A 22,212-nucleotide genomic window follows, 5' to 3' on the forward strand; every position below is an offset into this window, starting at 1 on the left:
GCAGGCGCTGGAGTGGAATGTCTTTGTGCCGCACGAGCGGATTCAGTCGACCGTGTCCAATGGTATGGTCACGCTGACGGGAACCGTGGACCGATGGACCCAGTGCGACGAAGCGCATCGTGCGGTCTCGAAGTTGTCCGGGGTAGTGGCCGTAATCAACAACATCGGTGTATTGCCACTCGAACATCCTGGTCCTGAAAAGGTTCGCGAAACCATTGAGCAGGCCCTGGCGCGCCGGGCCGAGCATGAGGCCAAACGCATCACCGTGAAGGTACAGGGCAGAGAGGTCACGCTGTCAGGGCGAGTGCACTCGTGGCTAGAGAAGCAAGCGGTTGTCGAATCCGCCGCCCATGCCCCGGGGGTGAGCGCCGTTCGGGATCAGCTCATCATAGAACGAGAAATCTAAGTCCGACAAGCGGGAGCGCGGGGAAGCGCTGGCTTCGGTTGGTCAATCGGGCGGCAAGTGTGGAGTGATCTCCCCCGCTTGTCGCCCGACTGATACAGTTTACGAGGAGGACGCTGCGTTTACCAGCCCACAGCGGAATCCGGTAGTGGTGGTGCTCGCGGAGCTGGCACGCGGGCGGGGAAAGGTCAGGACCCGCGATGGGGATGCTGCGGTGCAAGAACTTCCGCTTGGTTCACATCCGGCCGTCGACCAGGGCAAGTCGTCGGCACACCTCGAAGGAGAAGTGGTGGGAAACATAAGCGGGCTCCTATCTCTGGAGCCCGCTTATGCAGATACAATTGGTAGCGGGGGCTGGATTTGAACCAGCGACCTTCGGGTTATGAGCCCGACGAGCTACCGGACTGCTCCACCCCGCGCCGAGTTCGATAGGCGAAGCAAACTTCTGGAAGTGAACGGCGAGTTCATTATAACATCGAATCTTCCCCTGTCAACGTTCGCGCCACTCGACCCCTTCACGACATTCCGCTAGGGGGGGAGGTGGTCGTTAAGTACGTCAGCAAACGGTTCCGCGACATCGCCCGCGGCGCCGACGTTCACGCCCTCGACGACCTGTCCTGCGCAATCGCCGATCGGGAGTTCGCGGCGATCTTGGGCCCGAGCCAGTGCGGGAAATCGACCCTCCTGAACATCGTCGCGGGCTTCGAAGCATCGAGCCGGGGTGCGGTCCTCCTCGACGGGAGACCGGTCATGCGGCCCGGGTCGGATCGGGGCGTCGTCTTCCAAGAGTACGCACTCTTCCCCTGGCTGTCGGTCGCACAGAATCTCGAGTTCGGGCTGCGCCACCAACCGCTGGATAGCGGCCAGCGCCGCCGGCGCGTGCGGCAGTACGTCGAGCTCGTAGGGCTGCGGGGGTTCGAACACGCTTCCCCAAAGAATCTCGGGCGGGATGAGACAACGGGTGGCCCTGTCGCGCGCCCTGGCGGGCGATCCTGAGGTATTGCTCCTCGACGAACCCCTCGCCGCCCTGGACGCTCTGACGCGGCAATTGTTGCAGCGGGAACTGCTGGACATCTGGACGACCACACCCAAAACTGTGCTGCTGGTGACCCACAGCATCGACGAAGCCTTGACCCTCGCGGACCGATTGTACGTCATGTCGGGGCGCCCCGGGAGGATCCTGGATGCGATCGAGATCGCGCTTCCCCGACCGCGCGATCTCGCCTCGCCGGATGCAAGCGCCCTGCGGGGACGGGTGAATCACCTGATCGAACAGGAGGTCAGGCGGGCGTTCGAGGACCGGGTGTCGGCGGGGGACCGTCCCCGGGATGCGGAAGAAGCACCAATGCCCAAAGCAGATCGGCCTCGCTCACCGTGATGCCGGGAGCCCCCAACCGTGCCAGAAGGGACTGGAGGACCAGCGCCCCCGCCACGATGATGTCCGCGCGCTCGGGTTGAAGCCCGGCAAGACCCTGCCGTGCCGCCAGGGGGAGACCGAGCATCATGCTCGTGATCCGATCCACCGCCCGGCGGGTCAACCGGAAGCCGTGGACCCGGCCGGGGTCATACGGGGTCAGGCGCTGCTCGATCGCCGCCATCGTGGTGATGGTCCCGCCAACGCCGAACACCCGCTGCGGCGGGCGGGCGATGCCCGCAAAGAATGGGTCCAGCGTCTGGACGACGGTCTCGAGAAGCGACGCCGTTTCGCCTTCACACGGCGGGTCGTGCGACAGGAACCGCTCCGTGAGCACGACGGCCCCGATCGGCAAGCTGCAACTCCCCTCGATCCGGGTGCTGTTTCCCACCGTCAGTTCGACGCTGCCGCCGCCGATGTCCACCACGAGAAGCCGCGCGGATCGGCCGGGCTTCCCGATTCCCGCGAGCACACCCTGATAGCCCAACCGAGCCTCTTCGTCACCGCTCAACGTCCTGATTGGCAGGGTGAGCCGTGCAAGCAGTTCGTCCGGGTTGCTCGCGGTGCGGAACGCGTGGGTGGCCACGACGATGGGGGATTCCGCCCCGGATGCGGTGGCCAGCGCGACGAACTCCTCCACGGCGGCCGCGGTGCGCGCGGCAGCCCGGGGGAGGATCAAACCGGTCCCCCTGAGCCCCTCCCCCAATCGGGTGATCGTCAGCCGGCGCAGCACGGGAGTGGGAACCAGCGAAGGTCCCGGCCGACGGGACCGCCCGCGGGCAGGCGGGAGAAAGGGGAGCGGATCCGGCACATCCGCAATCAACAACCGCACCGAGTTGGTGCCGATGTCGATCGCCGCCTGCCGAGACACGCGCGCGGCCTAGCGAAACGTGGCGAGGCCGCAGACGCCGGGGTGACGGAAATCGCCCGACCCGGCCCGCGGGGGATAAACGCATCCACGGGCGCCGGTCACCCAGAGGGTCCGCGACGCCGGGGAGTGTACGGGCCACTCTGTCATCATGGGCCCTGGTGAACGCACGATGCGTGGCGCGCCCCGGCCAATGTCGGCCGCACCCCGGCAAAATCGAGGGTGAATCCCTCGGGGAGTTCCTGTGCGTTTCGGCAGGCGGCAAATACGTCTCGGGGGAGCGCACGATGGCGACCCCTCCGCGCGTTGCCAAACACGATCAGGTCGCCACACAGCGGGCGCGCCGCGTCCGGCAGGCGGCCGCGCCGTTCCTCCCGCTCGTCATCTCAAAATAGGCGCAGCAGCCTGCTCAGCCGCTCGCGCAGCTCCGCGGGAGCCTGCTCGCCGCTGCACGAACGACGGACGATGGCCCTCAGGCGCTGCTCAAACTCTACCTTGGAGAAACAGTGCCGACACTCCTCGAGATGCCGCTGAAGCTCGCTGGAGGACTCTCCGTCAAGTTCCCGGTCGAGGTACTGCCAAAGCTTCTCCAACGCCTCTTCGCAGTTCATTTGGGGTCTCCCTTAACAAGATGCCGATCCCGCACAAAATCCCACAACCGTCGCTGAAGCATGTGCCGGCCTCGGGAGAGCCTGGACATCACCGTGCCGAGCGGGACCCCAAGGATCTCCGCGATCTCCTTGTAGCTAAACCCCTCGACGTCGGCCAGGATGATCGCCGCGCGAAACGGCATCGGGAGGGCTTCGAGGCTCTCGCGGACTTCCGCGTCCATGATCCCGTCCAGCACCTGCACCTCAGGATCCCCAGCCCCGCCCAGGGTCTCCCGCTCGCGCGCCCTGTCGTAGAGGTAAAAGTCACCGACATCCTCGTGATCGACCACTTCCGGTTCCCGCGTCCGTTTCCGGTAGGCGTCGAAATGAGCGTTCATCAGGATGCGGTGGAGCCACGCCCGGGCGCTGGTCCCCTCTTGGAAAGTGTGGAAGGATCGCCACGCCCTGAGCATGACCTCCTGAACGAGATCCTCGGCGGCGGTCCGATTGCGCGTCAGCCGAAGCGCCGACCGATACAGACCGTCCAGATGCTCGGTGATCACCGGCTCGAACCGGGCGCGCAGCGCCTCCCGATCGGTTGATGGTTTGGACGCCTCCGCCCCGGTGACGCCGCTTGAGGAAAGCTCTTCAACGCTCGAAATCGCCGTGCCCCCTTTCGGTCCCTACGGTGGCCCGCAGTCGGTGGAACGTCGTGCGGCGTCCCGCGATTCCTCAAAGAAAAACGGCACCCCGCTCGGGGTGCCCGTCCATCACCGGTGCGGCGCCCTCCTGCGCGCTCAGGGTTTTCCGAGCGGGACCAGCGCCGGGCGAATGATATCGGTGAGGGTAATGCGGTTCAGCACTTGCTCGGTGGCCTCCTTGACCGCCTGCCACACGGGGCGCAACCCGCACCCGGGCGCGTAGATGCAGGAGGTCTCTGTCTCTTCGACGCACAGCCAGGGGGCGACGCTCCCTTCGAGGACGACAAAGGCCTCCCCCACGGTGATGCGATCCGGCGATCGAGCAAGGAGGTGGCCGCCGCTGGGGCCGCGCTTGCTCAGCACGAGGCCGGCCCGGCGGAGGGTGACCAGCAGCTGGTTGAGGTAGGGCTCGGGTAAGCCTTGCCGTCGGGCGATGTCATGGCTCTGCACGGGACCCTCGCCGTAGTGCTGGGCCAGGTCCATCAGCGCTCGGATTCCATACTCCGCCCGGGTGCTCACCTTCATGAAACCACCACTTCCTCCTCCGTAAACGCCCCTCCCGCGATCCGGAAAGCCCTCACCTGCGGCTGCGTCGAGTCGCGGAGCGACACAATCACGTACCGGGCATCGGGGAATAGCGGCGTACCCTCCCCATCGACCGCACGCTCCCTGTCAGTCCGACTCGGATACGCCTCCGTGTGGGGATGTGAATGATAAATCCCCACCAAATCCCAGCCCCGCTCGTCTATAGTCCGGAAGGCGCGGATCTGATCCTCCGGGTCCATCAGGTAGGTCTTTGGACTTCGATCGGTGTTGCGACCGGGAAAGACTTCCTCGACCACCTCCCCCAGGCCCGCCAGCATCCCGCAACACTCGTTGGGAGCTTCCGCCCGGGCCTGGGCGATGATCCGGGCCAGTTGGTCCTGTGTGATCCTCAAGGCCACCGCCGGACCTCCTCACGCGTATTCTAGCCCAATCGCGGAGCAAAAGGAAACCCCCCTCAGCCCCTCCCGGACGGCGGTGCGCTGAGATCCCGCCAGAGAGGCGTGCTCAGATACCGACCGCCGCCATCGGGGGCGATGACGACGACCACCCCCGCCCGTATCCCCGCCGCCGCCTCAAGGGCTGCGCAGACGGCCGCACCGGTCGACGCCCCCACGAACATCCCTTCCTCCCGCGCCAACCGCCGCGCCATGGCGTACCCCGCCTCCGTCGACACCCCGACCTTGCGGTCGTGCGCGGAAGGATCGTAGATCCCCGGGACGATCGAGCTGGCGATGTGCTTCAGCCCTTCAAGCCCGTGCAGCGGGCCGTCGGGCTCCACGGCAAGAATCTGGATCCGCCGGTCGGCCTCGCGCAGCCGTCGACCCGCGCCCACGAGGGTGCCCGTCGTGCCGAGCCCGGCGACGAAGTGGGTGATCCGCCCCCCGGTCTGGTCGAGAATTTCCCGGCCGGTGGTCTCGTAGTGCGCCCGCCAGTTGTCGGGGTTGTTGTACTGGTCGGGTTTAAAGTACCGCTCGGGAGCCTCCTCGAGGCGCTGCCGCGCCAAGCGGATCGCGCCGTCGCTGCCTTCCAGCGGATCGGACAGCACGATCCGGGCCCCGTAGGCGGCGATGATCCGCTTGCGCTCCTCGCTTGCGCTCGCCGGCATCACCAGCTCGACCGAGTATCCCTTGATCGCTCCGATCATCGCATAGGCAATCCCCGCGTTCCCGGAGGTTGAATCCAGAATGGTCTTGTCGCGGGTGAGGCGCCCGTCCCGTTCGGCTTCGGCGATCATCCGCAGCACCGGCCGGTCCTTGATCGAGCCGCCCGGATTGAACCACTCGGCCTTGAGGTGCACCTCGACGGACGACGGCAGTCCCCGCGTCACTCGGGCCAGGCGCAGCAGCGGCGTGTGCCCGATCCGGCCGAGCAGCGACCGGTCGAGGTCCGCGCGGACGGGGGGAAGGTCACTCGTCGAAGAGATAGGTCGGCTCCGCATAGTACCGAACCCCGTGCTGCCGCCAGCGGTGTTCCACCGCGGCCTCCAGAGTTCGCTGTTTGGTGGCGGTGGTCTCCCCGCTCTCCAGCCACGCGAGGGGGGCGTTGAGGCGAAGGACCCGCCCGGGGATGACGTGCCGGGTGATCCCTGCGGGGAAGCCGCCGCCGCGCGCGGCGATGGCGAGGATCGCCTCTTTGGTGAGGGGGGGAAAGATGACGAGCGTCCCCGGCCCGTGCTCCGCGCGCCACGCTTCCGCATCCCCTCCGTCGACACGATAAATCTCGCAGCCGGGTTGATACGCGGCGACGAAATCGCGCAGCAGGGCCGCGTCGGGCGGAGGACCGCCCCCTGGCCCGACGAGTGCGGCCCCCCGCCCGTCGACGATCGCCGCGAGGGCGGCGTGCTGTTCGAGCCGCGCCTCCGCCTCGCGGGCGGTGCGGACGGGCGTGAGGCGAATTCCCGGTCGCGCGGCGATCCGACCGCGCAGGCCCGCGGCGCCTTCCCCGACCACATAATGCCGCCACGTCGACAAGATGATCGCGGGATCGGCGTAGTGAACGACCTGGGCGATCACGTGGCGGGCCCCGATCACCCGCAGCGCACTCACCCGGTTGGCGCCATCAAGAACGACGGCGGCTTCATCGGGGCGCCCCCCGTGGGACAGCGGGGCCACCGCCGGGGGGTTACGGAGCACGCGATCCCGGCGGAAGGCCAGGACCAGTCCCTCGACGCGGGCGGGATCGGCCTCCTCGTGCAGAAGGAGCCGGGAGGTCTCGAGCACGCGCAGCGCCGGAAGCCGCGTCGCCCGGAGATTCCGGGGGCGGACAAAGAGATTCATAGGAGGGTCAGCCCGCACCCCCCCGCCATCGCCGGGACGATCGAAATCTCGTCGCCTTCGCCGAGCGGGGTAGCGGGCCCGGCCAGCTGTCGCATCTCGATCCCGTTAACGAACACGTTGATGAACGGCCGGACCTCCCCGGTCGGCTCGCGAAGTTGCTCGCGCACCCCCGGAAATTGGCGCTCCAGCGCCAACAGCGCCTCCTCCACGGTCTGACCCGGGGCATTCACCCTCGCCTGCCCCGCGGTCAACCGGCGCAGCGGAGTCGGCAGATAGATCTGCGCCATATCCAACACCCCCTCCGGAAAGACACACGCCGCGGCAACGGGCGCCGCGGCGAACTCAATTTCTCCGACCACCTGGGCCAGACGCCCGCACCTACACCCGGCGACACACCTCCGCCGCCGGGCCGTGTCCGGTCGTACAGATGCAGCGGATCATCTCCATGTGGATCATCTCAATTTGGGGGAACGCTCTTGAGGAGAACCGGATTCCCGGCGGACCGGACCCGAGGTCGCCGGAGGCGCCCGCGGGGTGCGAGGAGGGACGGCACCCTCATCCGCCGAGCGGATCGACGGGCTGACCGTCCTCCCGCACCTCGAAGAAGAGGTGCGGCCCGGTGCTCCACCCGGTGCTGCCGATCCGGGCGATGATGGCGCCGCGCTGGACGTGGTCGCCCACGTGGACCAGCGAAGCCGAAATATGTGAGTAGGTCGTGGAGAGCCCGTTGCCGTGATCCAAGATCACGAGCATCCCGTACCCGCGCATCCAGCCGCTGAAGATCACCGTCCCATCGAGGACGGCCGCGATCGGCGCGCCGTAGGGGGCGGCGATGTCGATCCCGGTGTGGAACTCACGGGTGTGGAAGATGGGGTGGATCCGCCAACCGTACCCCGAGGAGATTCGGCCCGTGATCGGCCACAGCAGGCCGCTGCGGAGAGTGAGAATCGGGCCCACGTGCCGCCCGCCCGCGGCGCGGATGATCTCCCTGATCCGCGCGGACTCGGCCTCCAACTCTCGGATCGCCGCCTCCTGCGATGCGCGCTCGGTCCGAACCCGGTCGACCAGCTGCCGCCGTTCCACGGCCAAGCGGGCCGTTTCCGCCTTGTCGGTGATCCAGCGTGCTTGCTCCGCGCTCAACTGCTCCTGGTGGGACACCAGCGAAGCGCGGACGTCCTCCTGTTGCTGATGCTCGGAGGCGACCTGGCGGTAGAGGGCGAGATCGTTATCGATGATCCGCGCGATGAGGTACGATCGGGTGATGAAGTCCCGGAAGTCCGTCGCGCCCAGGATCACATCCGCGTACCCGAGGGGTCCCTGCTCGTAGAACGCACGGACGCGAGCGCCCATCACGGTCTCATGGTGGGACAGGCGCGTCGTGACGGTCTGGAGAGTCTGGGTGGCGCTCGCCACCGCGTGCTCGGTCCCGGTGAGCGCCACGGTGGTCTGATTCAGGTGGGCGGTCGCCCGCTCAAGCCGCTCCTGAGCCCCCGAAAGCTGGGCCAGAGCCCATCGCTCCTCTCTCACCACTTCCGCCAACCGCCGCCGCCGCCAGGCAAGCTGCGCTTGGATCCGATCCAACGTAGTCGCGGGAGAGGAAGCAAGTGTCGGTCTGGAAGCGGGCGCGGCCGCGCTAAGTCGATGGGGGGCGGCGGCGGTCGGCCTGGGCAACCGAGGGGCGGATCCCATGACGGGAAGCGCGGTGAGCAACACCACCGTGACGGCGATCGCGCCGCGCCAAAAAGACCGGGTTCGCTCCCGCATCCAGTGCACCATCAGTTACTGTGACGTAGCCGATCAGCAACGAGTTGTTTGTGAGCGCGATGTGGCGGCGGGGCGCCGATATCCCATTACACTGGGTGACGCGTATTCGCCGGCCACCGGGAAACTCCTCCCGCTCGGGAAACGCCGCCCGGCCCGGCGGATGGACAATTCCTGGGGCTCATCGACCGAGTCCACAAGGAAAACTATCGACCCCGTCGAAGGAACGCCCCGGACATCCTCGGAGAAACGAAATCCTTTCTTGGGCGGGAAAGGGGAGCTCAACGAATGGCACGGAAAGCCACCCGACGCAAGGCCACCAAAAAGGCGGCGTCCCGGAAGCGTGTGACGCGGAGCCGGGCTGCCAGCCGCACGAAGCGTACGGTCCGCCGCGCGAAGCCCAGGCGGGCGGCCGTCAAAGCACGGGCGAAGGCCAAGCGGCCGGCCCGGAAGCGAGCCGTAGCCCGACCCAAGCCGAAGCCCGCGACATCCACCCTGGGGCAGATGCCCTTGGGAGGGTACACCCCTCCCCCGCCGATCTCCCCGATCGAGCCCATGCATTCGGATCCCTGGGGGCGGCCCGCCCCGGAACCGCACGAGGAGTCGAGCATGGACGACGACGAGGACGAAGAGCCGATGTAGTGCGGTCACCCTCTGCGGCACATCGGGCCGGCCCTTGGGGGCCGGCCCGATGCGTTGGTGCGGGTGACGCCGACGATGCCCTATCCCAGGGCGCCGACGGCGAACATCGGGTCGCCCGGGTTCGTGGCCGGCGTGGTCACGGTGAAGAGGACGACCCCTGCCCCCGGGGCCGTGATCTTCCCGAGCGCCCGTCCGAAATAGTCACGGGTCTCCCCCACCACCTGCCCCTGCGCCACCTGATCTCCCGGCGCGACCGTCGGGTAGAACAGTCCCCGATGCTCCGACGTCACCCAGTGGAACTTGGACAAGACCACTACCGGGGCCACGGGGTCGGGGGACCCTTCGACCATCCCGAGGTGCCGCAACACGTTTCGGAGTCCGCGGAGATGGACTTGGAGGGACTCGTCGTCGAGCCGCCCCTGACCCCCCGCCTCCGTCAGGATCGCCGGGATCTTGCGCTGTGCGGCCGCACCATAGGTGCCTCCCGACACCCTGCCGCGGACGACATACCGGATTCCGTACACGCGGGCCAGCGCGAGGGTTTGGGCATCGACCCCCGGGTCCCCCGTCTCGGCGAGGATCGTGAAGGGCACCAGCGCCTCATTGATGTCCCCCCCGTGCAGATCCACGAAGACGTCCGCACGGGAGATGACCTGGGTGAAAAGCGTGTGCGCCAAGCGCTCGCTGGCCGTCCCTTCGGGGTTGCCCGGGAAGACCCGGTTGGGGTTCTTGCCGTCGAGCGGGCAGATGTAGATGTTGCGCCCCTGAAAAGCCGGCACGTCGACGATGTGGACGACGATCACCGACCCGTGCAGGGTCGCCGGCTCGAGCGCACCCGCGGTTCTGATCGCGGCCTCGATACCCGGATACTCGCCCCCGTGGACGCCCGCCGTGATGCTGAGCAGCGGCCCGGGCTGTGCCCCGCACGCCAGCGTGACCGGCATCTGGATCGGCGTCCCCGGAACCTCCAGCCATCCGGTCACCTTGGTCCCGGGCTCCGCCCGGAGCGAACCCACCTCGAGCGTCTTCACCGCGTCCCCCCTTCATTGGCGATCTCCTGAGAGGTTCGTGCCGTCGCCGGTCCGATCCCCTCTCCCCACCCCGACGACGCGGCCTCGCCGATCCTCGACCGAATCGACTCCACCGGCATCGGCGCAAACTCCACCGCCAGCAGCGCGCTGAGCGCTCGGACAACCGTCGGCGCGACCTCCTCCACCGACACCGGCCGCCCGAGCAGGCGGGCCATGCTCGTCACCGGCTTCCCCAACCCGCATGGATTGATGAGGGTAAAGTCGTCCAGGTGGGGAGCCACGTTTAGGGCAAACCCGTGCATCGTGACCTTGCGCTTGACGGCCACCCCGATCGCCGCGATCTTCGCCTCTCCCACCCACACACCCGGATACCCCCGCAGGCGATGAGCGACGATGCCGTAGGTCCCCAGCGCGTTGATCAACGCGGCTTCCAGCAGGCGGATGTAGCGGACGACGTCTTCGTCGAGCGCGCGCAGGTTGAGGATGGGGTACCCGACCAGCTGGCCGGGCCCGTGATAGGTCACATCCCCTCCCCGCTCGATCTCGTAGACGTCGATCCCCCGCGCGGCCAGCAGCGAGCGCGACACAAGCACGTTTGCCGGCCGGCCGGCCCGCCCGATCGTGATCACGGGCGGGTGCTCGACGAGGATGAGAGTATCCTCGATTCGATCCGCCTGGCGGGCGGCGACGAGCGCGCGCTGCAGCGCCCATGCCTCCCGGTACGAAAGGCGGCCGCAGCTGAGCAGCCATCCGGTCCGCACGTGGGGCCGCGTCAGCGCTTCCCCGGCCACGCCTGGCCGGCCAGCAGCACCATCCCGCCGACAAGGACGATGAGCTCAAGTGCCGCGTAGGCGGCGTGCAGCTGGCGGATCGAGGCGTACCGCGGATCGACGGTGCGGTTGACGAAATCGAGCCCCTGCGCCAGGCGAGTGATCGCCGGGGCGAGGAACGCGCCCTGCACGGTCACGATGGCCAGCATCAACGCGACGAGTCCGACCGCCCACCGGGGGGCGGCCGCGACCAGGGACGCGATCACGACAATCGCGCCGATGATCCACTCGGCCCAAACCCATCGGGTGATGACCAGTTGCCCCAGCGCCACCGCCTGGTTTCGGGTGATGACCCCGCTGCCGAACCGCAGGGGCGCCTCAATAAAGTCTAAGGACACCATCCCCCCGATCCAGACCGCCAACGCCAGCACCCGGATCACCGCCGCCCAGTTGGCCATCGCCGTCTCACCTCAGCCCTTGGGGTGGGCCGGGGCGTCCGCCCGCCGCACGCCGTCCGTTCCCGGCCTGCCCGCCGGGACCGCCGGCGGCCGGACGTAGGACCATCCCACCACCGCGAGGTAGGCGAGGTACATCGCCACCTGCAGCAGCGACGGCGTGCTGATGTACCCAAACACCGCCTGGAGCAGGCTCCCCAGCACCGAGGTTTCGGGTATCGCCGCGTGCATATCCCAGAGGTGGGCAACGAGCGGGGGCAGGATCGCCGCCTCTTGGAACTCCCCGACTCCGCGGGCGAGGAGGCCCGCTCCCACCAGCAGCAGCAACACGCTGGTTACGTTAAAGAAGGTGCGGAGGTCGAGGCGGCGGCTCCCGCGATAGATGAGCGCCCCCAACACCACCGCGCAGGCCAGCCCGAGGATGGCCCCGCTCAACGCGAGGATCGGAGATGATGCCCGGACCGTCGCGAACAGGAACAGCGCTGTCTCGATTCCCTCCCGACCAACCGACACGACGGTGAGCGCCACGAGCGCCCCCCGCGATCCGGTCCGAAGGGCATCGCCGAGGCGTGAGTGCAGCTCGCTGCGGATCGTCGCCGCCTGTCGGCGCATCCAGAACACCATGTACGTGAGGACGCCCACGGCGGTGATCATGGCCACGCCCTCGAACAGCTGCTCGGCGCGGCCTCGAAACTCCCCGGCCGTCACCAAAATGACCCCTCCGGCCAGCAGGCTGAGGGCCACCGCGCCAGCCACGCCGGTCCAGATCGCGCCGAACTCTCGCCGCTTCCCCGTCCGGGCGAGAAAGGCCAAGATGATGCCCACGATAAGCGACATCTCCAGCCCCTCACGAAGTGCGATCAGGAAAGCGCTGAACACCGACTTTCGACCTCCCTTGGATCGATTATATTGTTAAGTTAGCCAATCAACAATCCCTGCCCGAGTGAGGGTAGCCCAACCCGCGCGGAGTGTCAAGAAACGGCTCAGGTTTCATCACGCGAACCGGCACCGGCTGACCTCGCTCCGTTTCCCGCCCCTACCAAACGTTGAGCGGCGGCGGGCCCTGATCCGGTTCCCGCCCCGGCGGGAAGAAGAGCGGTCTCCGTGCGCGCCGCCCCTTCTCGCCACCGTCGGCGGGCGATCTCCCGAGAAGCCGCCGAGCAGAGCCCGCTCAGGGTTTGGGCAGGGTCACGGCCGGCGCCGTTCCGGCTGAGGGCGCCGCCTCGAAGTACGGGCGGGGGGAGAAGCCCCCGAGGGCGGCGATCAACGAACCGGGCACCTGCTGCACCACCGTGTTGTAGGCCATCACGCGGTCGTTGTAGCGGCGGCGCTCGACGGCGATCCGATTCTCGGTGCCCGCCAGCTCATCCATCAGCCGGGCTATCGTCTCCGAGCTGCGAAGTTGAGGGGACGCCTCGACGATCCCGAGCAGACGCCCCAGCGGGCGCTCGATCGCGTTCGCCGCCCGCACACGAGCCTCCGACCCCGCGGGCGCCCGCAGATACGCGGTCCGCGCCTCGGCGAGGGCCTCGAACACGGTGCGCTCCTGGACGAGCACGCCGCGGGCGGCGTCCTCCAAGTTCGGCACGAGGTCCACGCGGCGCTGGTACTGCGCCTCCACCTGCGCCCATTGCGCATCGACGGCCAGGCGTGCCCCCACCAGATGGTTGTAGGATTGGATCGTCCATCCCGCGACGGCGACCGTCACCGCGGCGATGAGCGCGGTGGTGCGGGCGAGCGGGCTCATCGGTCGCCGGTGGGCGCCTCCCGCCGGTTCGGAGCGTGGTGCGCGGTGCGGATGCACGTGGCGACGGCGGCGACCCCTCGGAGCAGCGCCTCCCCGTACCGGCCGGCCCGAAGCTCCGGGACCATCACCTCGGTGATGATGCGCCCCGCCGCCGCCGCGCTGATCGCGCTCTCCAACCCCCGCCCCACCTCGATGCGCACCTGGCGGCGGTCCACCACAACGAGGATCAGGACGCCGTCGTGGCGCTCCCGCTTCCCGACTCCGAGATGGTTGAAGTAGGCGGTCGCGAACCCCTCGAGATCATCGACGTGCCGCACGATCAGCGTGGCGATCTCCGCCCCGGTCTCGCGCTCCACGGCCTCGACGAGATGCCGGAGATGGAGCTTCTCCGTTTGGGTCAGCGCTCGATGCATCGGCGATGGCATCTGCTACCATCCCCCCGACGCGCCGCCGCCCCCGGACGCGCCACCGCCAAACCCGCCGAACCCCCCGCCCCCCGAAAATCCGCCGCTCCCCCACCCTCCCCCGCCTACCCACAGCGGGCCGGGGATCCACATCCGGCCGCGCTGGCCGACGCCCTTCTCGCGGTATCCGCAGCGCGGACAGACCCACGCCTGCACCCGATGCGCACCGACGACGCCGACTGGATCCTCACTCTGTCTCAAGCGGGTCCCGCAGCGGGGGCAGCGTTGGGACTGGGCCCGTCCCATGGCGAACGTCGCGCCGACAAAGATCAAGAACAGGAGAAGAGGAAACGCCGCCGGCCCGCGGCCGGTCGGCGGGGAGACAGCCGCGGACGGCCCGCCGGGCTGTTCCGGCGAAGAGGAGGCCGCGCCGAGCAGCCGCATCATCTGGTCGACGGCACCGTTCAGGCCGTCCCCGTATTGTCCCGCCCGAAACGCGGGTGCGATCGTGGTGCGGATGATGTCTCCGGCGTCGCCATCGGTGATCTTGCCCTCCAGGCCATACCCGACTTCGATCCGCACCTGGCGCTCCTTGACCCCGATCACCAGCAGGACGCCGGTGTCCTTGCCCCGCTTCCCGACTTTCCACGATTCCTCCAGCCGCACCGCAAACGCGTCGATCGGGGAGCCCCCCAGGTCGGGGAAGATGGCGACGGCGATCTGGTTCCCCGTTGTCTGGTCGTACTGGGCGAGCCGCTGGTCGAGCGCCGCGCGTGTGGGCGGATCGAGCAGGTGGGCGAAATCGCTGACATAGCCGGTGGGCTTCGGAAGGGCCGGCGCGGCGTGCGCGAGGACCGCGGGGCCGCCGAGCGCCAGCAGGATCAAGACCGCGGCGAGGACGCTCCGTCCCCGCACGGTCAGGGTTTCGCGGGAACGGAGAGGTTGACCCGTGGCGCCTGCTCGGCTCCGGCTTGCGCCTGGAAGTAGGGACGGGGGTGGAAGCCCATCGCACCGGCGAGCATCGTCGTCGGGAACGACTGGACCATCGTATCGTAGGCCTGCACCGCGGTGTTGTAGCCGCGACGGGCGTAGGCGACCTGATTTTCGGTCGAGGCGAGTTCCCGCATCAGCCCCTGCACCGTCTCATTGCTGCGCAGCACGGGGTAGTTCTCCACGATGACGAGCAGGCGGGCGATCGCGCTTTCGTACTGATTCGCGGCATCGACGCGCCCGGGCGTCCCGGGGCTCGTGCCTGCGTACCGGGTCCTGGCCTCGGCGATGGCGCCGAATACGGCGCGTTCCTGACTGAGCACCGCCTTGGTCGACTCGACCAGATTGGGAATCAAGTCGAACCGCCGCTGCAGCTGGGTCTCCACCTCGGCCTGCGCGGCGCTGACCTGCTGGTTGGCCTGGACGAGATGGTTGTAGGTGCCGGCGAGCGTTCCGTAGATCAACACCGCGGCCACCACGATCACGATTCCCGCGACGGCCGCCCCTCGCACCTCGACGTTCCCCCCTCTCGAACCCCACCCAGCGCGTGGCGCTTATCGGGTGGCGCTGGCCCCCGCGTCGACCCGCGGCGAATTGCCCTGGGTCCCCAGCTTCTGCTTCAAAATGGCGAGCGCCTTGTCGAACTGACTGTCGTGGCCGGAGTTGAGCGCCACCGTCTCCAGCGGCACCGGCTCGTCGGGAATGACCCCGTGCCCTTCCAAACGGGTCCCCTTGCCGCTGAGCAGCCGCGCCACCGTCACCGCCATCCCCGCGTCCTCCGGAAGGTCGACGGTGATGCCAATCTCCACGGCGCCGGCGGTCTTCGTGCCGACCACGTCCGCCCGCCCCTGTTCTTGGAGCGCCGACGCCAAGAGCTCGGAGGCCGAGGCGCTCCCCTCATCGACCAGCACCACCATCGGCACCGCGGGGGGCAGGATCGGGGGCTCGCGCGTCTGCACCAGCTGGGTCTTGCCGTTGCGCTTCGTCATTTGCAGGATGGGGGAACTCTGCGGAAGGAGCGCGTCCGAGATGTCGCGCAGCTCGTCCACGAGCCCGCCGGGATTACCGCGGAGGTCGAGCGCGAGCCCGCGCAGCCCCATGCGGCGGAAGTTGAAGATGGCATCCCTCAGCGCCACGGCGACGTCCGATGTAAACTCGTAGATCCTCATGTACCCGATGCCGCCGTCGAGCATCTTGCTGGTGAAATTGGGCAGTTCGATCGGTTTGCGCATGATCGAGAACTCGAGGGGCGCGGCGACGTCGGGACGAGCCACCTTGACCGTGATCGTCGTCCCGGCCGGGCCTCGGACGAGCCGATCGACGTCCTCGTTGGTCCGCCCGGCGGTCTCTTCCCCGTTCACGGCGACGAGGCGGTCGAAGGGACGCAGCCCGGCCCGCTCGGCGGGGGAGTTGGGAAACACCTCGCGGATGTAAAATTGTCCGTCCTGCAGCAGCAGGTAAATCCCGATCCCGGTATACGCGGCCTGCCCGTTCTCCTTGCGCTTCTCCTCCTGGTAGAACGACGGGGGAATAAACCCCGTATGCGAATCGTGGAGGCTCTCCAGCATGCCGGCGGAGGCGGCAAAGGCGAGCTCGGTCGCGGTGTACTGTCCGCCGACCCGGCTGAGGATCTCGTCGAACCGTTGCGTGAACAGCGAGCTGGCCACGGTATCGGATACGCCCGCGGGGATGGGACCGCTGAACGCCCCCACGCCGGTCTTCTGCTGCAGGCTCGACAGCGCCGTGTTCAGCATCGTCACAGACGAGATCGGATCCACGTAGTGTTCCTGCAGCGTTTGCAGCGTCTCGATCACGAATTCGGCGTCGGCGGCCTCGGCGCGCGGTAGCGCCGGGGCGATCATCGCCGCCATGAGCAGGACGACCAGCATCGCGGGTGCGACCCGGAAGCGCTTCATGAACCGTCCCTACCCTCCCATGTCCTTCTGCCCCGCCGGGGCGTTTGGTCTCCCTCTCGATAGCATCCAGAGGGAGACGACGAAGTTCCCATTCGGTTAACCCTGTACCCCATTCCAGACCGCTTCAGCCTTTTCGGTCCGCCGTGCCCATTCGCCTGCCGCGCGCCGCGATGGACCGCCCCAAGCGGGCAGGCCGCCCGCTAGATCGACGCCGCGAGGATCGGGGCAGTCGTCGGCCCGCCGGACGAGCCCTGGGGACCATGCTCGATCGAGATCGCCACCGCCCGGTATCGGCCGAAGTCGGCCGCGACGGGGATGATGACCGGCTGCCCGGGAGTGGAACGAAAAATCCCGGCGGGCCGGGGCTGCGTGCCGGCGACCAGCCAGATCTCGTAGACCAACCCTGCGCCGGGATCGTTGAGGCCGGTCACGACGAGCGCTCCGCGGCCGCTTGCCCGATCGTAGACGAACCGGACGTTCGCGCGGACCGATCCGGTGAGCTGAGCCGAGCGGGTCGTGGGGGCGGCGAGGAGCGCCAGCAGGCGGTCCTGCTGGTCCAGGCGGCCCGAGAGGGCGTTGATGCGCTGAGATTGATACGCCGCGAGGCCCCCGAGGATGATGAGCAAGCCCGCCGCCGCGGCCAGCGCGCCCGCCACCCAGCGAGGGCGCGGGGACGGCGCGGGTATCGGCCCTCGGGTCTTCACCCGGACGGCGTCCAGCACCCGCCCCCGCAGGGCCGGAGGAGGGTCGACCGCCCCCACGCCGGCGGCGAGTTCGGCGGCGACGGCCCGCAGCTCAGCCAGATCGCGCTGACACGCCGGGCACGCTTCGAGGTGCACCTCCACCGCGCGCTCGTCCTCGAGGTCAAGGGCGTCGATGGCGTAGGCCGGAATCAATTCCCGCAATTCCTCGTGCGTCACCGCATGCTCTCCCCCACGCCCCCGAGCGCCGTCCGGAGCCGTTGCAGCCCGTCCCGCATCCGGGTCTTGATCGTCCCCAGCGGAACGGCCAGCCGGTGCGCGATCTCCTGCTGCGTGTATCCTCCGTAGTACGCCAGCACCACGACGGTCCGCTGCACGTCGGAAAGGGTCCCCAGCGCGGCCCGAACCGCCTCGCCTTCCACGCGCGCCAGGGCCACCGCCACCACGTCCGCATCGTGCGCCTGGACCTCGGAGAGCGGTTCGACGGCGCGCACCTTCTGGCGCCGCAGCGCGTCCACACTCTTGTGGTGCGCCAGCGCGAGGATCCAGCCCCGCGCGTTGCCGCGGCGGGGGGTGAAGGCGCGGGCGCCGCGCCAGATCCCTTCAAACACATCCTGGGTGATCTCCTGAGCGGTCTGGGAATCCCCGAGCATGCGGCAGGCCAGCGAATACACCGACCGGCTGTAGCGATCGTAGAGCGCCGCGAACGCGTCCACATCGCCGGCGGCGATCTGTTCGAGCAGCCGCTCCTCCTCCCCGCCCCCCATCCGGCCGTCCCCCATCGCTCCTCCAGCGGTCACCGATCGGGCGGCTCTTTCGATTCCTGCGAGAAGCGATCCTGTCGCCGGCATGCCGAGCCCCGCCTTCCTCTTCGCATCACGGGCGTGTCCGGATGGGGGGACCTCAGCGCCTGCGGATCCGGATCCGCGTCCCGACGGTCGCGCGCAGTCGCGTGGAGGCCCGCCCCCGATTCACCGCGACCTCCACCATCCCATCGCTCCCCGCGAGCACCGCCGCCTCGCCGGCGGCGACGTCGCCAAACGTGCGGGCGATCGTGGCGGGGACGGTTCTGAGGGGGGTCTTCACCGCGACCGCGGTCGACGGCGGGATCTCGGCCAGGAGCGCCCCAGGGATGTTCGTGATCACGTTGCCGAACGCATCGATCCACAGCACTTCCCCCAGAAGCGCCGCCCCCTCCCACCCTCCCGTGGGCCATGCGGGCTCGATGCAGCCCGCGAACGGTTCGCCGAGGTCGGCGAGCGGCGCCCCGACCGCCAGGTGCGCGGCGGCGGGGGCGAAGACGTCTCGGCCGTGGAACGTGGGGGAGACCACCGGCCGCCAATAGGCGGGGTTGGTGAGCCGGTAGACGGCGGGCGTGCCCACGTGGCGCGCGGCGGGCAGCAACACCCCGTTGTCGGGTCCGACAAACACCTGCCCGCCCGCGGCGACGGCGAGAGGCGCCCGATCGGTCCCGACGCCCGGATCGACAACGGCGCAGTGCACGGTCCCCGGGGGGCAGGTGGGCGCCACGGCCCAGAGCAGGTACGCTCCCTGGCGGATCGCGCCGGGGGGAACATCGTGGGAGATGTCGACCAGCACCGCCTGGGGCGCGATCACCGCGGCGGCCACCTTCATCGCCGCCGGATACGGGGAGGCGCTGCCGAAATCCGAGAGGAACGTCAGAAGTGGCACGCCGACGGCCCACCGCCCGCGACCGGCAATGGACGAGGAAGGACCGCGGCGACGCCCCGCATCCTCCGACCATCCCTCGGCGACGTGCGCGGATGCGGCATCAGGCCGGATCCGCACCGCAGAAATCGATGATCACCTGGGCCAGCACCTCCGCGCAGCGGACCACCGAGGGCACGTCCGCGAACTCGACGGCGCCGTGCGCCCCGGCGCCCGATGGACCAAAGATAACGGTGGGGATGCCGGCCGCGGCCAGCAGGGCGGCGTCGTACCAGGGGCTCTGCCCGACGTACCCCGGCTCGCCGACGTGCCGCTTCACGGCCGCGTGTAGCGCCCGCACGATCGGCGCTTCGCGGCTCATCTCAAGCCCCGGCCGAGACAGCGTGATCTCGACCGACGCGCGGAACCCGGGATCCTCGGCACGGAGGGTGGCCAGGATTCCCTCCAGTTCACCCCGGATCCCGTCGGGGGTCTCATCCGGCAGCATCCGCCGTTCCACCACCAGGTCGCAGGAGGGCGGATACGTGCTGGGGCCTTCTCCGCCGGCGATCACGGACGCGTGCAGCGACGGCCGGCCGAGGAGCGGGTGCGACCGGCGCGGGAGAATTTCGCGATCGACCCGCTCCAACGCCCCGAGCACCCGGCCCATCTGAACGATGGCGTCCACCCCTGTCGCATGATCGCTCCCATGCGCGGCGCGCCCCTCTACCTTGATCCTGGCCCAGGCGAAGCCTTTGTGGGCCAGGCAGATCCTGAGCCCCGTCGACTCGGTCACGATCGCGGCGTCCGCCCGGCGACGCCGAGCGAGCGCGGCCGTGCCGATGCTCGCGTCCTCCTCATCGACCGTGAAGGTCAGGACCACATCACCCCGCGGTCTTAGGCCGGCGTCGAGGACCGCCGCCGCGGCCCCGACCATCGCGGCCAGACCGCTCTTCATGTCATCGGCCCCCCGGCCGTAGAGACGATCGCCGCGGAGGGCGGGAACGAAGGGCGCATCCATCCCCGCAACGCCCACCGTGTCGGTATGGCCGTTCAGCATGAGGCTGCGGCCGCCCGGCCCGCCGGTCCCCGGCAGGACCGCGATCACGTTCGGACGGCCCGGCGCGACCTCTTCCTCCTCGACGGCCAGGTCGAGTCGCCGGCACACCCCCGCCAGGTGCCGGGCGACGTCCCCCTCTCCCCCGCCCCCGGGGACCAGGGTGGGATTCACCGAGGGGATGCCGACCAGCGCCTCCAGCAGTCCGGTCACCAGGCGGGGGTCCACCGACGCGGTCGGAGGATCGGTCATCGGGTCACTGCTGGCAGCGGGCGCAGAAGAAGGTCGGCCGCCCTCCCAGCCTCCCCCCCTGAATCTTGGCGCCGCACACCCGACACGGCTGGCCCGCACGCCCGTACACCGCCAGCCGGTACTGCCCGTGTTGGCCGAAGACGTCTTGGAAATCCGGTTCGCCGCCGGCTTCCACCGCGTTTCGGAGGACCCGGCGGGTGCTTTGGTACAGGGCACGGACTTCGGCCGGCGACAACGCCGCCGTGACTCGATCGGGGCGCAGGCCGGCGGCGAAGAGAATCTCGTGCGCCCAAAGGTTCCCGATCCCCCCGATGCGGTCCTGATCGCTCAGCGCGGCCTTGACCCGTCCCTTGGATCCGAGCGCGCGCCGAAACGCCTCGAGCGTCGTGGTGGGCGCCAGCGGCTCGATCGCCGCCGACTCCGGATCATCCTTCGCCCCGGGGCGGAGCAGATTCAACCGGCTCAGCTGCAACTCGCGGAACTCGAGCGCCGAACCGTCGGTGAACGCGAGCACCACGCTCGCTCCCCCAGGCGGCGCGCCGGCCTGGGCGTGGAAGCGGATCACTCCCCACAGCATATAATGGAAGACCAGCACGCGGGGGCCGAGCAGCAACCGCAGCGCCTTCCCGCGGCGCTGAATGTCCACCACCGTCGCCCCGCGGAGAGCACGCGCGAACCCGTCCGGGGTGTGCGATCGCACGGCGGCGGGCTTGAGCACCAGGGCCCTGGCGATCGTCTTCCCCGCCACCGCGCGGTGAAGGCTGCGTCGCGCCGTCTCGACCTCAGGCAGTTCAGGCACCGCGAACGGCCTCCTCGGCATGAGCCAGGGCACGGGCCACCGCGTCCCCGGCCGGAACGGCGCCTTGGGCAAACTCCGGGGTGCCGCCGCCGCGGCCTCCCACGAGCCGGGACGCCTGCTCCAGGAGCGCGGCCATCGCCGGGCCCTCACCGGCGGATCGCGCAAAGTACAGCCGTCCGGTCCCCTCATCGCCGGCGAGGACGATGCACGACTCCCGGCCGGTGATCTCGCGGAGGAGGCGCCGGACTTCGTCGGGATCCCGCCCGGACATCACCAGGCGCAGGACCTTCGGGTGCGAGGCGGCGGGGGCCGCCGCCAGGCGCTCGGCGGCCTCGTAGGCGATGAGCCGCGCGCGGGCCTCCACGAGGGCCCGCTCCCGCTCCCGCGCCTCACGGGCGATCCGTTCGAACGCGGCCCCGAGCTCGCGGTCGGCGACGGTGAGCCGGGCGCTCCATTCGGCGACGAGCGCGTGCTTCCAGCGGTAGTCGGCCAGCGCTCGCCAGCCGCTCAGAAACTCCACGCGGACGTGCCCCTTGGCCCGCTCCCACCGGCGCAGGAGCAGCGGGGCGATCTCCGCGGTCCGGCCGACGTGTGTGCCGCCGCACGCGGACCGATCGCAGTCCGCCACCTCGACGATCCGGATCTCGCCCGCGCGCTTGGGCGGACGGCGGAGCCCCAGGGCCGCGGCCTCGGCGTCGGAGACGAACCGAACGGTGACCACCCGGTTGTCGAACGCCACCCGGTTCGCCTCATCTTCCACCCGGCGGGCGTCGTCGGGCGACAGGACGGGCAGCGCGAGGTCCAGGGTCGATGATGCGCCCAGGTGCACCGACACCGTCTCCGCTCCCAGCAACCCCGCAAACGCCGCCGAGAGGATGTGCTGCGCGGTGTGCTGCTGCATGTGATCGAACCGCCGACCCCAATCCACCACCCCCTCGACCTCAACACTCGGGGCGAGGCCGGGGTCGGCGGCGGACCCGTTCAGCACGTGGATCACGACGTCGCCGGCGTCGACCACATCGGCGACGGGGACCCCCGCCAGGGTGCCGGTGTCGTGCGGCTGGCCTCCGGAGGTGGGATAGAACGCCGTCCGATCGAGGATCACCCCGGGGTGAGGACCCCAGTCGCCCGACGGTTCCACCGCCGTCACGTGGGCGAGGAAGGTGCGCAGGTACGCATCGGTGTAGTACAAGCGCTCGGTGATCAACTCGGCCGCACCCT

The 22,212-nt window shown here is 69.3% G+C and carries 26 protein-coding genes, 1 tRNA gene and 1 pseudogene; 3 read left to right on the forward strand and 25 right to left on the reverse strand.

Translation table 11 applies throughout. The features are described 5' to 3' along the window. A partial coding sequence (locus VKV57_10870; protein HLW60409.1) for a BON domain-containing protein occupies positions 1–406 on the forward strand: 406 nt, incomplete at its 5' end. A 339-nt stretch (positions 407–745) separates the two neighbouring features. On the opposite strand, the gene VKV57_10875 is transcribed toward VKV57_10870, so the two are convergent. Then, a tRNA-Met gene (locus VKV57_10875) sits at positions 746–822 on the reverse strand. Positions 823–943: 121 nt separating this feature from the next. On the opposite strand from VKV57_10875, the pseudogene VKV57_10880 reads away from it, so the two are divergent. Further along, positions 944–1,781, forward strand: a pseudogene (locus VKV57_10880) (ABC transporter ATP-binding protein). Here the strand turns inward: VKV57_10880 and VKV57_10885 are convergent. The 9 genes from VKV57_10885 to VKV57_10925 form a co-directional block, all read right to left on the reverse strand. Then, positions 1,684–2,688: an exopolyphosphatase gene (locus VKV57_10885; protein ID HLW60410.1), complete on the reverse strand. Its 1,005-nt coding sequence runs from the start codon at positions 2,686–2,688 to the stop codon at positions 1,684–1,686. The pseudogene VKV57_10880 and the gene VKV57_10885 sit on opposite strands and share 98 nt — an antisense overlap. A 383-nt stretch (positions 2,689–3,071) precedes the next feature. After that, on the reverse strand, positions 3,072–3,296 hold the full coding sequence (gene rsrA, locus VKV57_10890; GenBank protein ID HLW60411.1) for a mycothiol system anti-sigma-R factor: 225 nt from the start codon (positions 3,294–3,296) through the stop codon (positions 3,072–3,074). Continuing rightward, positions 3,293–3,838 carry a sigma-70 family RNA polymerase sigma factor gene (locus tag VKV57_10895; protein HLW60412.1) on the reverse strand — a complete coding sequence of 182 codons (546 nt, stop codon included), beginning with the start codon at positions 3,836–3,838 and terminating at the stop codon, positions 3,293–3,295. The genes rsrA and VKV57_10895 overlap by 4 nt, the downstream gene beginning before the upstream one ends. 234 nt (positions 3,839–4,072) lie before the next feature. Further along, positions 4,073–4,501, reverse strand: a complete 429-nt coding sequence (locus tag VKV57_10900; GenBank protein ID HLW60413.1) for an Rrf2 family transcriptional regulator — start codon at positions 4,499–4,501, stop codon at positions 4,073–4,075. Continuing rightward, complete coding sequence (locus VKV57_10905; protein ID HLW60414.1) at positions 4,498–4,920, reverse strand: M67 family metallopeptidase; 423 nt, start codon at positions 4,918–4,920, stop codon at positions 4,498–4,500. Before VKV57_10905 ends, VKV57_10900 begins: the two co-directional genes overlap by 4 nt. A gap of 56 nt (positions 4,921–4,976) precedes the next feature. Next, complete coding sequence (locus tag VKV57_10910; GenBank protein ID HLW60415.1) at positions 4,977–5,960, reverse strand: pyridoxal-phosphate dependent enzyme; 984 nt, start codon at positions 5,958–5,960, stop codon at positions 4,977–4,979. Continuing rightward, positions 5,929–6,798 carry a hypothetical protein gene (locus tag VKV57_10915; GenBank protein ID HLW60416.1) on the reverse strand — a complete coding sequence of 290 codons (870 nt, stop codon included), beginning with the start codon at positions 6,796–6,798 and terminating at the stop codon, positions 5,929–5,931. The genes VKV57_10910 and VKV57_10915 overlap by 32 nt, the downstream gene beginning before the upstream one ends. After that, positions 6,795–7,157: a MoaD/ThiS family protein gene (locus tag VKV57_10920; GenBank protein ID HLW60417.1), complete on the reverse strand. Its 363-nt coding sequence runs from the start codon at positions 7,155–7,157 to the stop codon at positions 6,795–6,797. Before VKV57_10920 ends, VKV57_10915 begins: the two co-directional genes overlap by 4 nt. A 196-nt stretch (positions 7,158–7,353) precedes the next feature. Further along, the gene (locus tag VKV57_10925) at positions 7,354–8,562 is read right to left on the reverse strand and encodes a peptidoglycan DD-metalloendopeptidase family protein (protein ID HLW60418.1); all 1,209 of its coding nucleotides are present in this window, start codon (positions 8,560–8,562) and stop codon (positions 7,354–7,356) included. A gap of 285 nt (positions 8,563–8,847) precedes the next feature. Here VKV57_10925 and VKV57_10930 point away from each other — a divergent pair, with 285 nt between their 5' ends. Continuing rightward, entirely contained in the window at positions 8,848–9,201 is a 354-nt protein-coding gene (locus tag VKV57_10930; GenBank protein HLW60419.1) for a hypothetical protein, read from the forward strand. Between the two features lie 80 nt (positions 9,202–9,281). On the opposite strand, the gene VKV57_10935 is transcribed toward VKV57_10930, so the two are convergent. The 15 genes from VKV57_10935 to VKV57_11005 form a co-directional block, all read right to left on the reverse strand. After that, on the reverse strand, positions 9,282–10,232 hold the full coding sequence (locus tag VKV57_10935; GenBank protein HLW60420.1) for a M14 family metallopeptidase: 951 nt from the start codon (positions 10,230–10,232) through the stop codon (positions 9,282–9,284). Further along, entirely contained in the window at positions 10,229–10,993 is a 765-nt protein-coding gene (lipB, locus tag VKV57_10940; protein HLW60421.1) for a lipoyl(octanoyl) transferase LipB, read from the reverse strand. The genes VKV57_10935 and lipB overlap by 4 nt, the downstream gene beginning before the upstream one ends. 11 nt (positions 10,994–11,004) lie before the next feature. Then, positions 11,005–11,460, reverse strand: coding sequence for a hypothetical protein (locus tag VKV57_10945; protein HLW60422.1), 456 nt, complete (start codon positions 11,458–11,460; stop codon positions 11,005–11,007). 12 nt (positions 11,461–11,472) lie between these two features. Beyond that, complete coding sequence (efeU, locus tag VKV57_10950) at positions 11,473–12,336, reverse strand: iron uptake transporter permease EfeU (protein HLW60423.1); 864 nt, start codon at positions 12,334–12,336, stop codon at positions 11,473–11,475. Positions 12,337–12,628: 292 nt separating this feature from the next. Beyond that, positions 12,629–13,204, reverse strand: coding sequence for a LemA family protein (locus VKV57_10955; GenBank protein ID HLW60424.1), 576 nt, complete (start codon positions 13,202–13,204; stop codon positions 12,629–12,631). Continuing rightward, entirely contained in the window at positions 13,201–13,629 is a 429-nt protein-coding gene (locus VKV57_10960; protein HLW60425.1) for a TPM domain-containing protein, read from the reverse strand. Before VKV57_10960 ends, VKV57_10955 begins: the two co-directional genes overlap by 4 nt. 3 nt (positions 13,630–13,632) lie before the next feature. Next, positions 13,633–14,523: a TPM domain-containing protein gene (locus VKV57_10965; protein ID HLW60426.1), complete on the reverse strand. Its 891-nt coding sequence runs from the start codon at positions 14,521–14,523 to the stop codon at positions 13,633–13,635. A gap of 2 nt (positions 14,524–14,525) precedes the next feature. Then, complete coding sequence (locus tag VKV57_10970; GenBank protein HLW60427.1) at positions 14,526–15,110, reverse strand: LemA family protein; 585 nt, start codon at positions 15,108–15,110, stop codon at positions 14,526–14,528. 42 nt (positions 15,111–15,152) lie between these two features. Then, the gene (locus VKV57_10975) at positions 15,153–16,514 is read right to left on the reverse strand and encodes a S41 family peptidase (GenBank protein HLW60428.1); all 1,362 of its coding nucleotides are present in this window, start codon (positions 16,512–16,514) and stop codon (positions 15,153–15,155) included. A 200-nt stretch (positions 16,515–16,714) separates the two neighbouring features. Then, positions 16,715–17,434, reverse strand: coding sequence for an anti-sigma factor (locus tag VKV57_10980; GenBank protein HLW60429.1), 720 nt, complete (start codon positions 17,432–17,434; stop codon positions 16,715–16,717). Then, on the reverse strand, positions 17,431–17,997 hold the full coding sequence (locus VKV57_10985; GenBank protein ID HLW60430.1) for a sigma-70 family RNA polymerase sigma factor: 567 nt from the start codon (positions 17,995–17,997) through the stop codon (positions 17,431–17,433). The genes VKV57_10980 and VKV57_10985 overlap by 4 nt, the downstream gene beginning before the upstream one ends. A 121-nt stretch (positions 17,998–18,118) precedes the next feature. Next, the gene (locus tag VKV57_10990; GenBank protein HLW60431.1) at positions 18,119–18,907 is read right to left on the reverse strand and encodes an SAM-dependent chlorinase/fluorinase; all 789 of its coding nucleotides are present in this window, start codon (positions 18,905–18,907) and stop codon (positions 18,119–18,121) included. Positions 18,908–19,007: 100 nt separating this feature from the next. Next, on the reverse strand, positions 19,008–20,192 hold the full coding sequence (locus VKV57_10995; protein ID HLW60432.1) for a M20/M25/M40 family metallo-hydrolase: 1,185 nt from the start codon (positions 20,190–20,192) through the stop codon (positions 19,008–19,010). A 4-nt stretch (positions 20,193–20,196) separates the two neighbouring features. Next, positions 20,197–20,991, reverse strand: coding sequence for a DNA-formamidopyrimidine glycosylase family protein (locus VKV57_11000; protein ID HLW60433.1), 795 nt, complete (start codon positions 20,989–20,991; stop codon positions 20,197–20,199). Then, on the reverse strand, positions 20,984–22,198 hold the full coding sequence (locus VKV57_11005) for a DHHA1 domain-containing protein (GenBank protein HLW60434.1): 1,215 nt from the start codon (positions 22,196–22,198) through the stop codon (positions 20,984–20,986). Before VKV57_11005 ends, VKV57_11000 begins: the two co-directional genes overlap by 8 nt. Between the last annotated feature and the right edge of the window lie 14 nt (positions 22,199–22,212).

Source organism: bacterium, assembly GCA_035307765.1.
GTDB lineage: Bacteria > Sysuimicrobiota > Sysuimicrobiia > Sysuimicrobiales > Segetimicrobiaceae > Segetimicrobium.

What these genes read in the sequence shown, in the direction of transcription:
- rsrA (HLW60411.1), bottom strand. Translation starts at nt 3,296, where the DNA reads ATGAACTGCGAAGAGGCGTTGGAGAAGCTTTGGCAGTACCTCGACCGG.
- VKV57_10900 (HLW60413.1), bottom strand. Translation starts at nt 4,501, where the DNA reads ATGAAGGTGAGCACCCGGGCGGAGTATGGAATCCGAGCGCTGATGGAC.
- VKV57_10910 (HLW60415.1), bottom strand. Translation starts at nt 5,960, where the DNA reads ATGCGGAGCCGACCTATCTCTTCGACGAGTGACCTTCCCCCCGTCCGC.
- VKV57_10915 (HLW60416.1), bottom strand. Translation starts at nt 6,798, where the DNA reads ATGAATCTCTTTGTCCGCCCCCGGAATCTCCGGGCGACGCGGCTTCCG.
- VKV57_10925 (HLW60418.1), bottom strand. Translation starts at nt 8,562, where the DNA reads ATGCGGGAGCGAACCCGGTCTTTTTGGCGCGGCGCGATCGCCGTCACG.
- VKV57_10930 (HLW60419.1), top strand. Translation starts at nt 8,848, where the DNA reads ATGGCACGGAAAGCCACCCGACGCAAGGCCACCAAAAAGGCGGCGTCC.
- VKV57_10945 (HLW60422.1), bottom strand. Translation starts at nt 11,460, where the DNA reads ATGGCCAACTGGGCGGCGGTGATCCGGGTGCTGGCGTTGGCGGTCTGG.
- VKV57_10955 (HLW60424.1), bottom strand. Translation starts at nt 13,204, where the DNA reads ATGAGCCCGCTCGCCCGCACCACCGCGCTCATCGCCGCGGTGACGGTC.
- VKV57_10960 (HLW60425.1), bottom strand. Translation starts at nt 13,629, where the DNA reads ATGCCATCGCCGATGCATCGAGCGCTGACCCAAACGGAGAAGCTCCAT.
- VKV57_10975 (HLW60428.1), bottom strand. Translation starts at nt 16,514, where the DNA reads ATGAAGCGCTTCCGGGTCGCACCCGCGATGCTGGTCGTCCTGCTCATG.
- VKV57_10985 (HLW60430.1), bottom strand. Translation starts at nt 17,997, where the DNA reads ATGGGGGACGGCCGGATGGGGGGCGGGGAGGAGGAGCGGCTGCTCGAA.
- VKV57_10995 (HLW60432.1), bottom strand. Translation starts at nt 20,192, where the DNA reads ATGACCGATCCTCCGACCGCGTCGGTGGACCCCCGCCTGGTGACCGGA.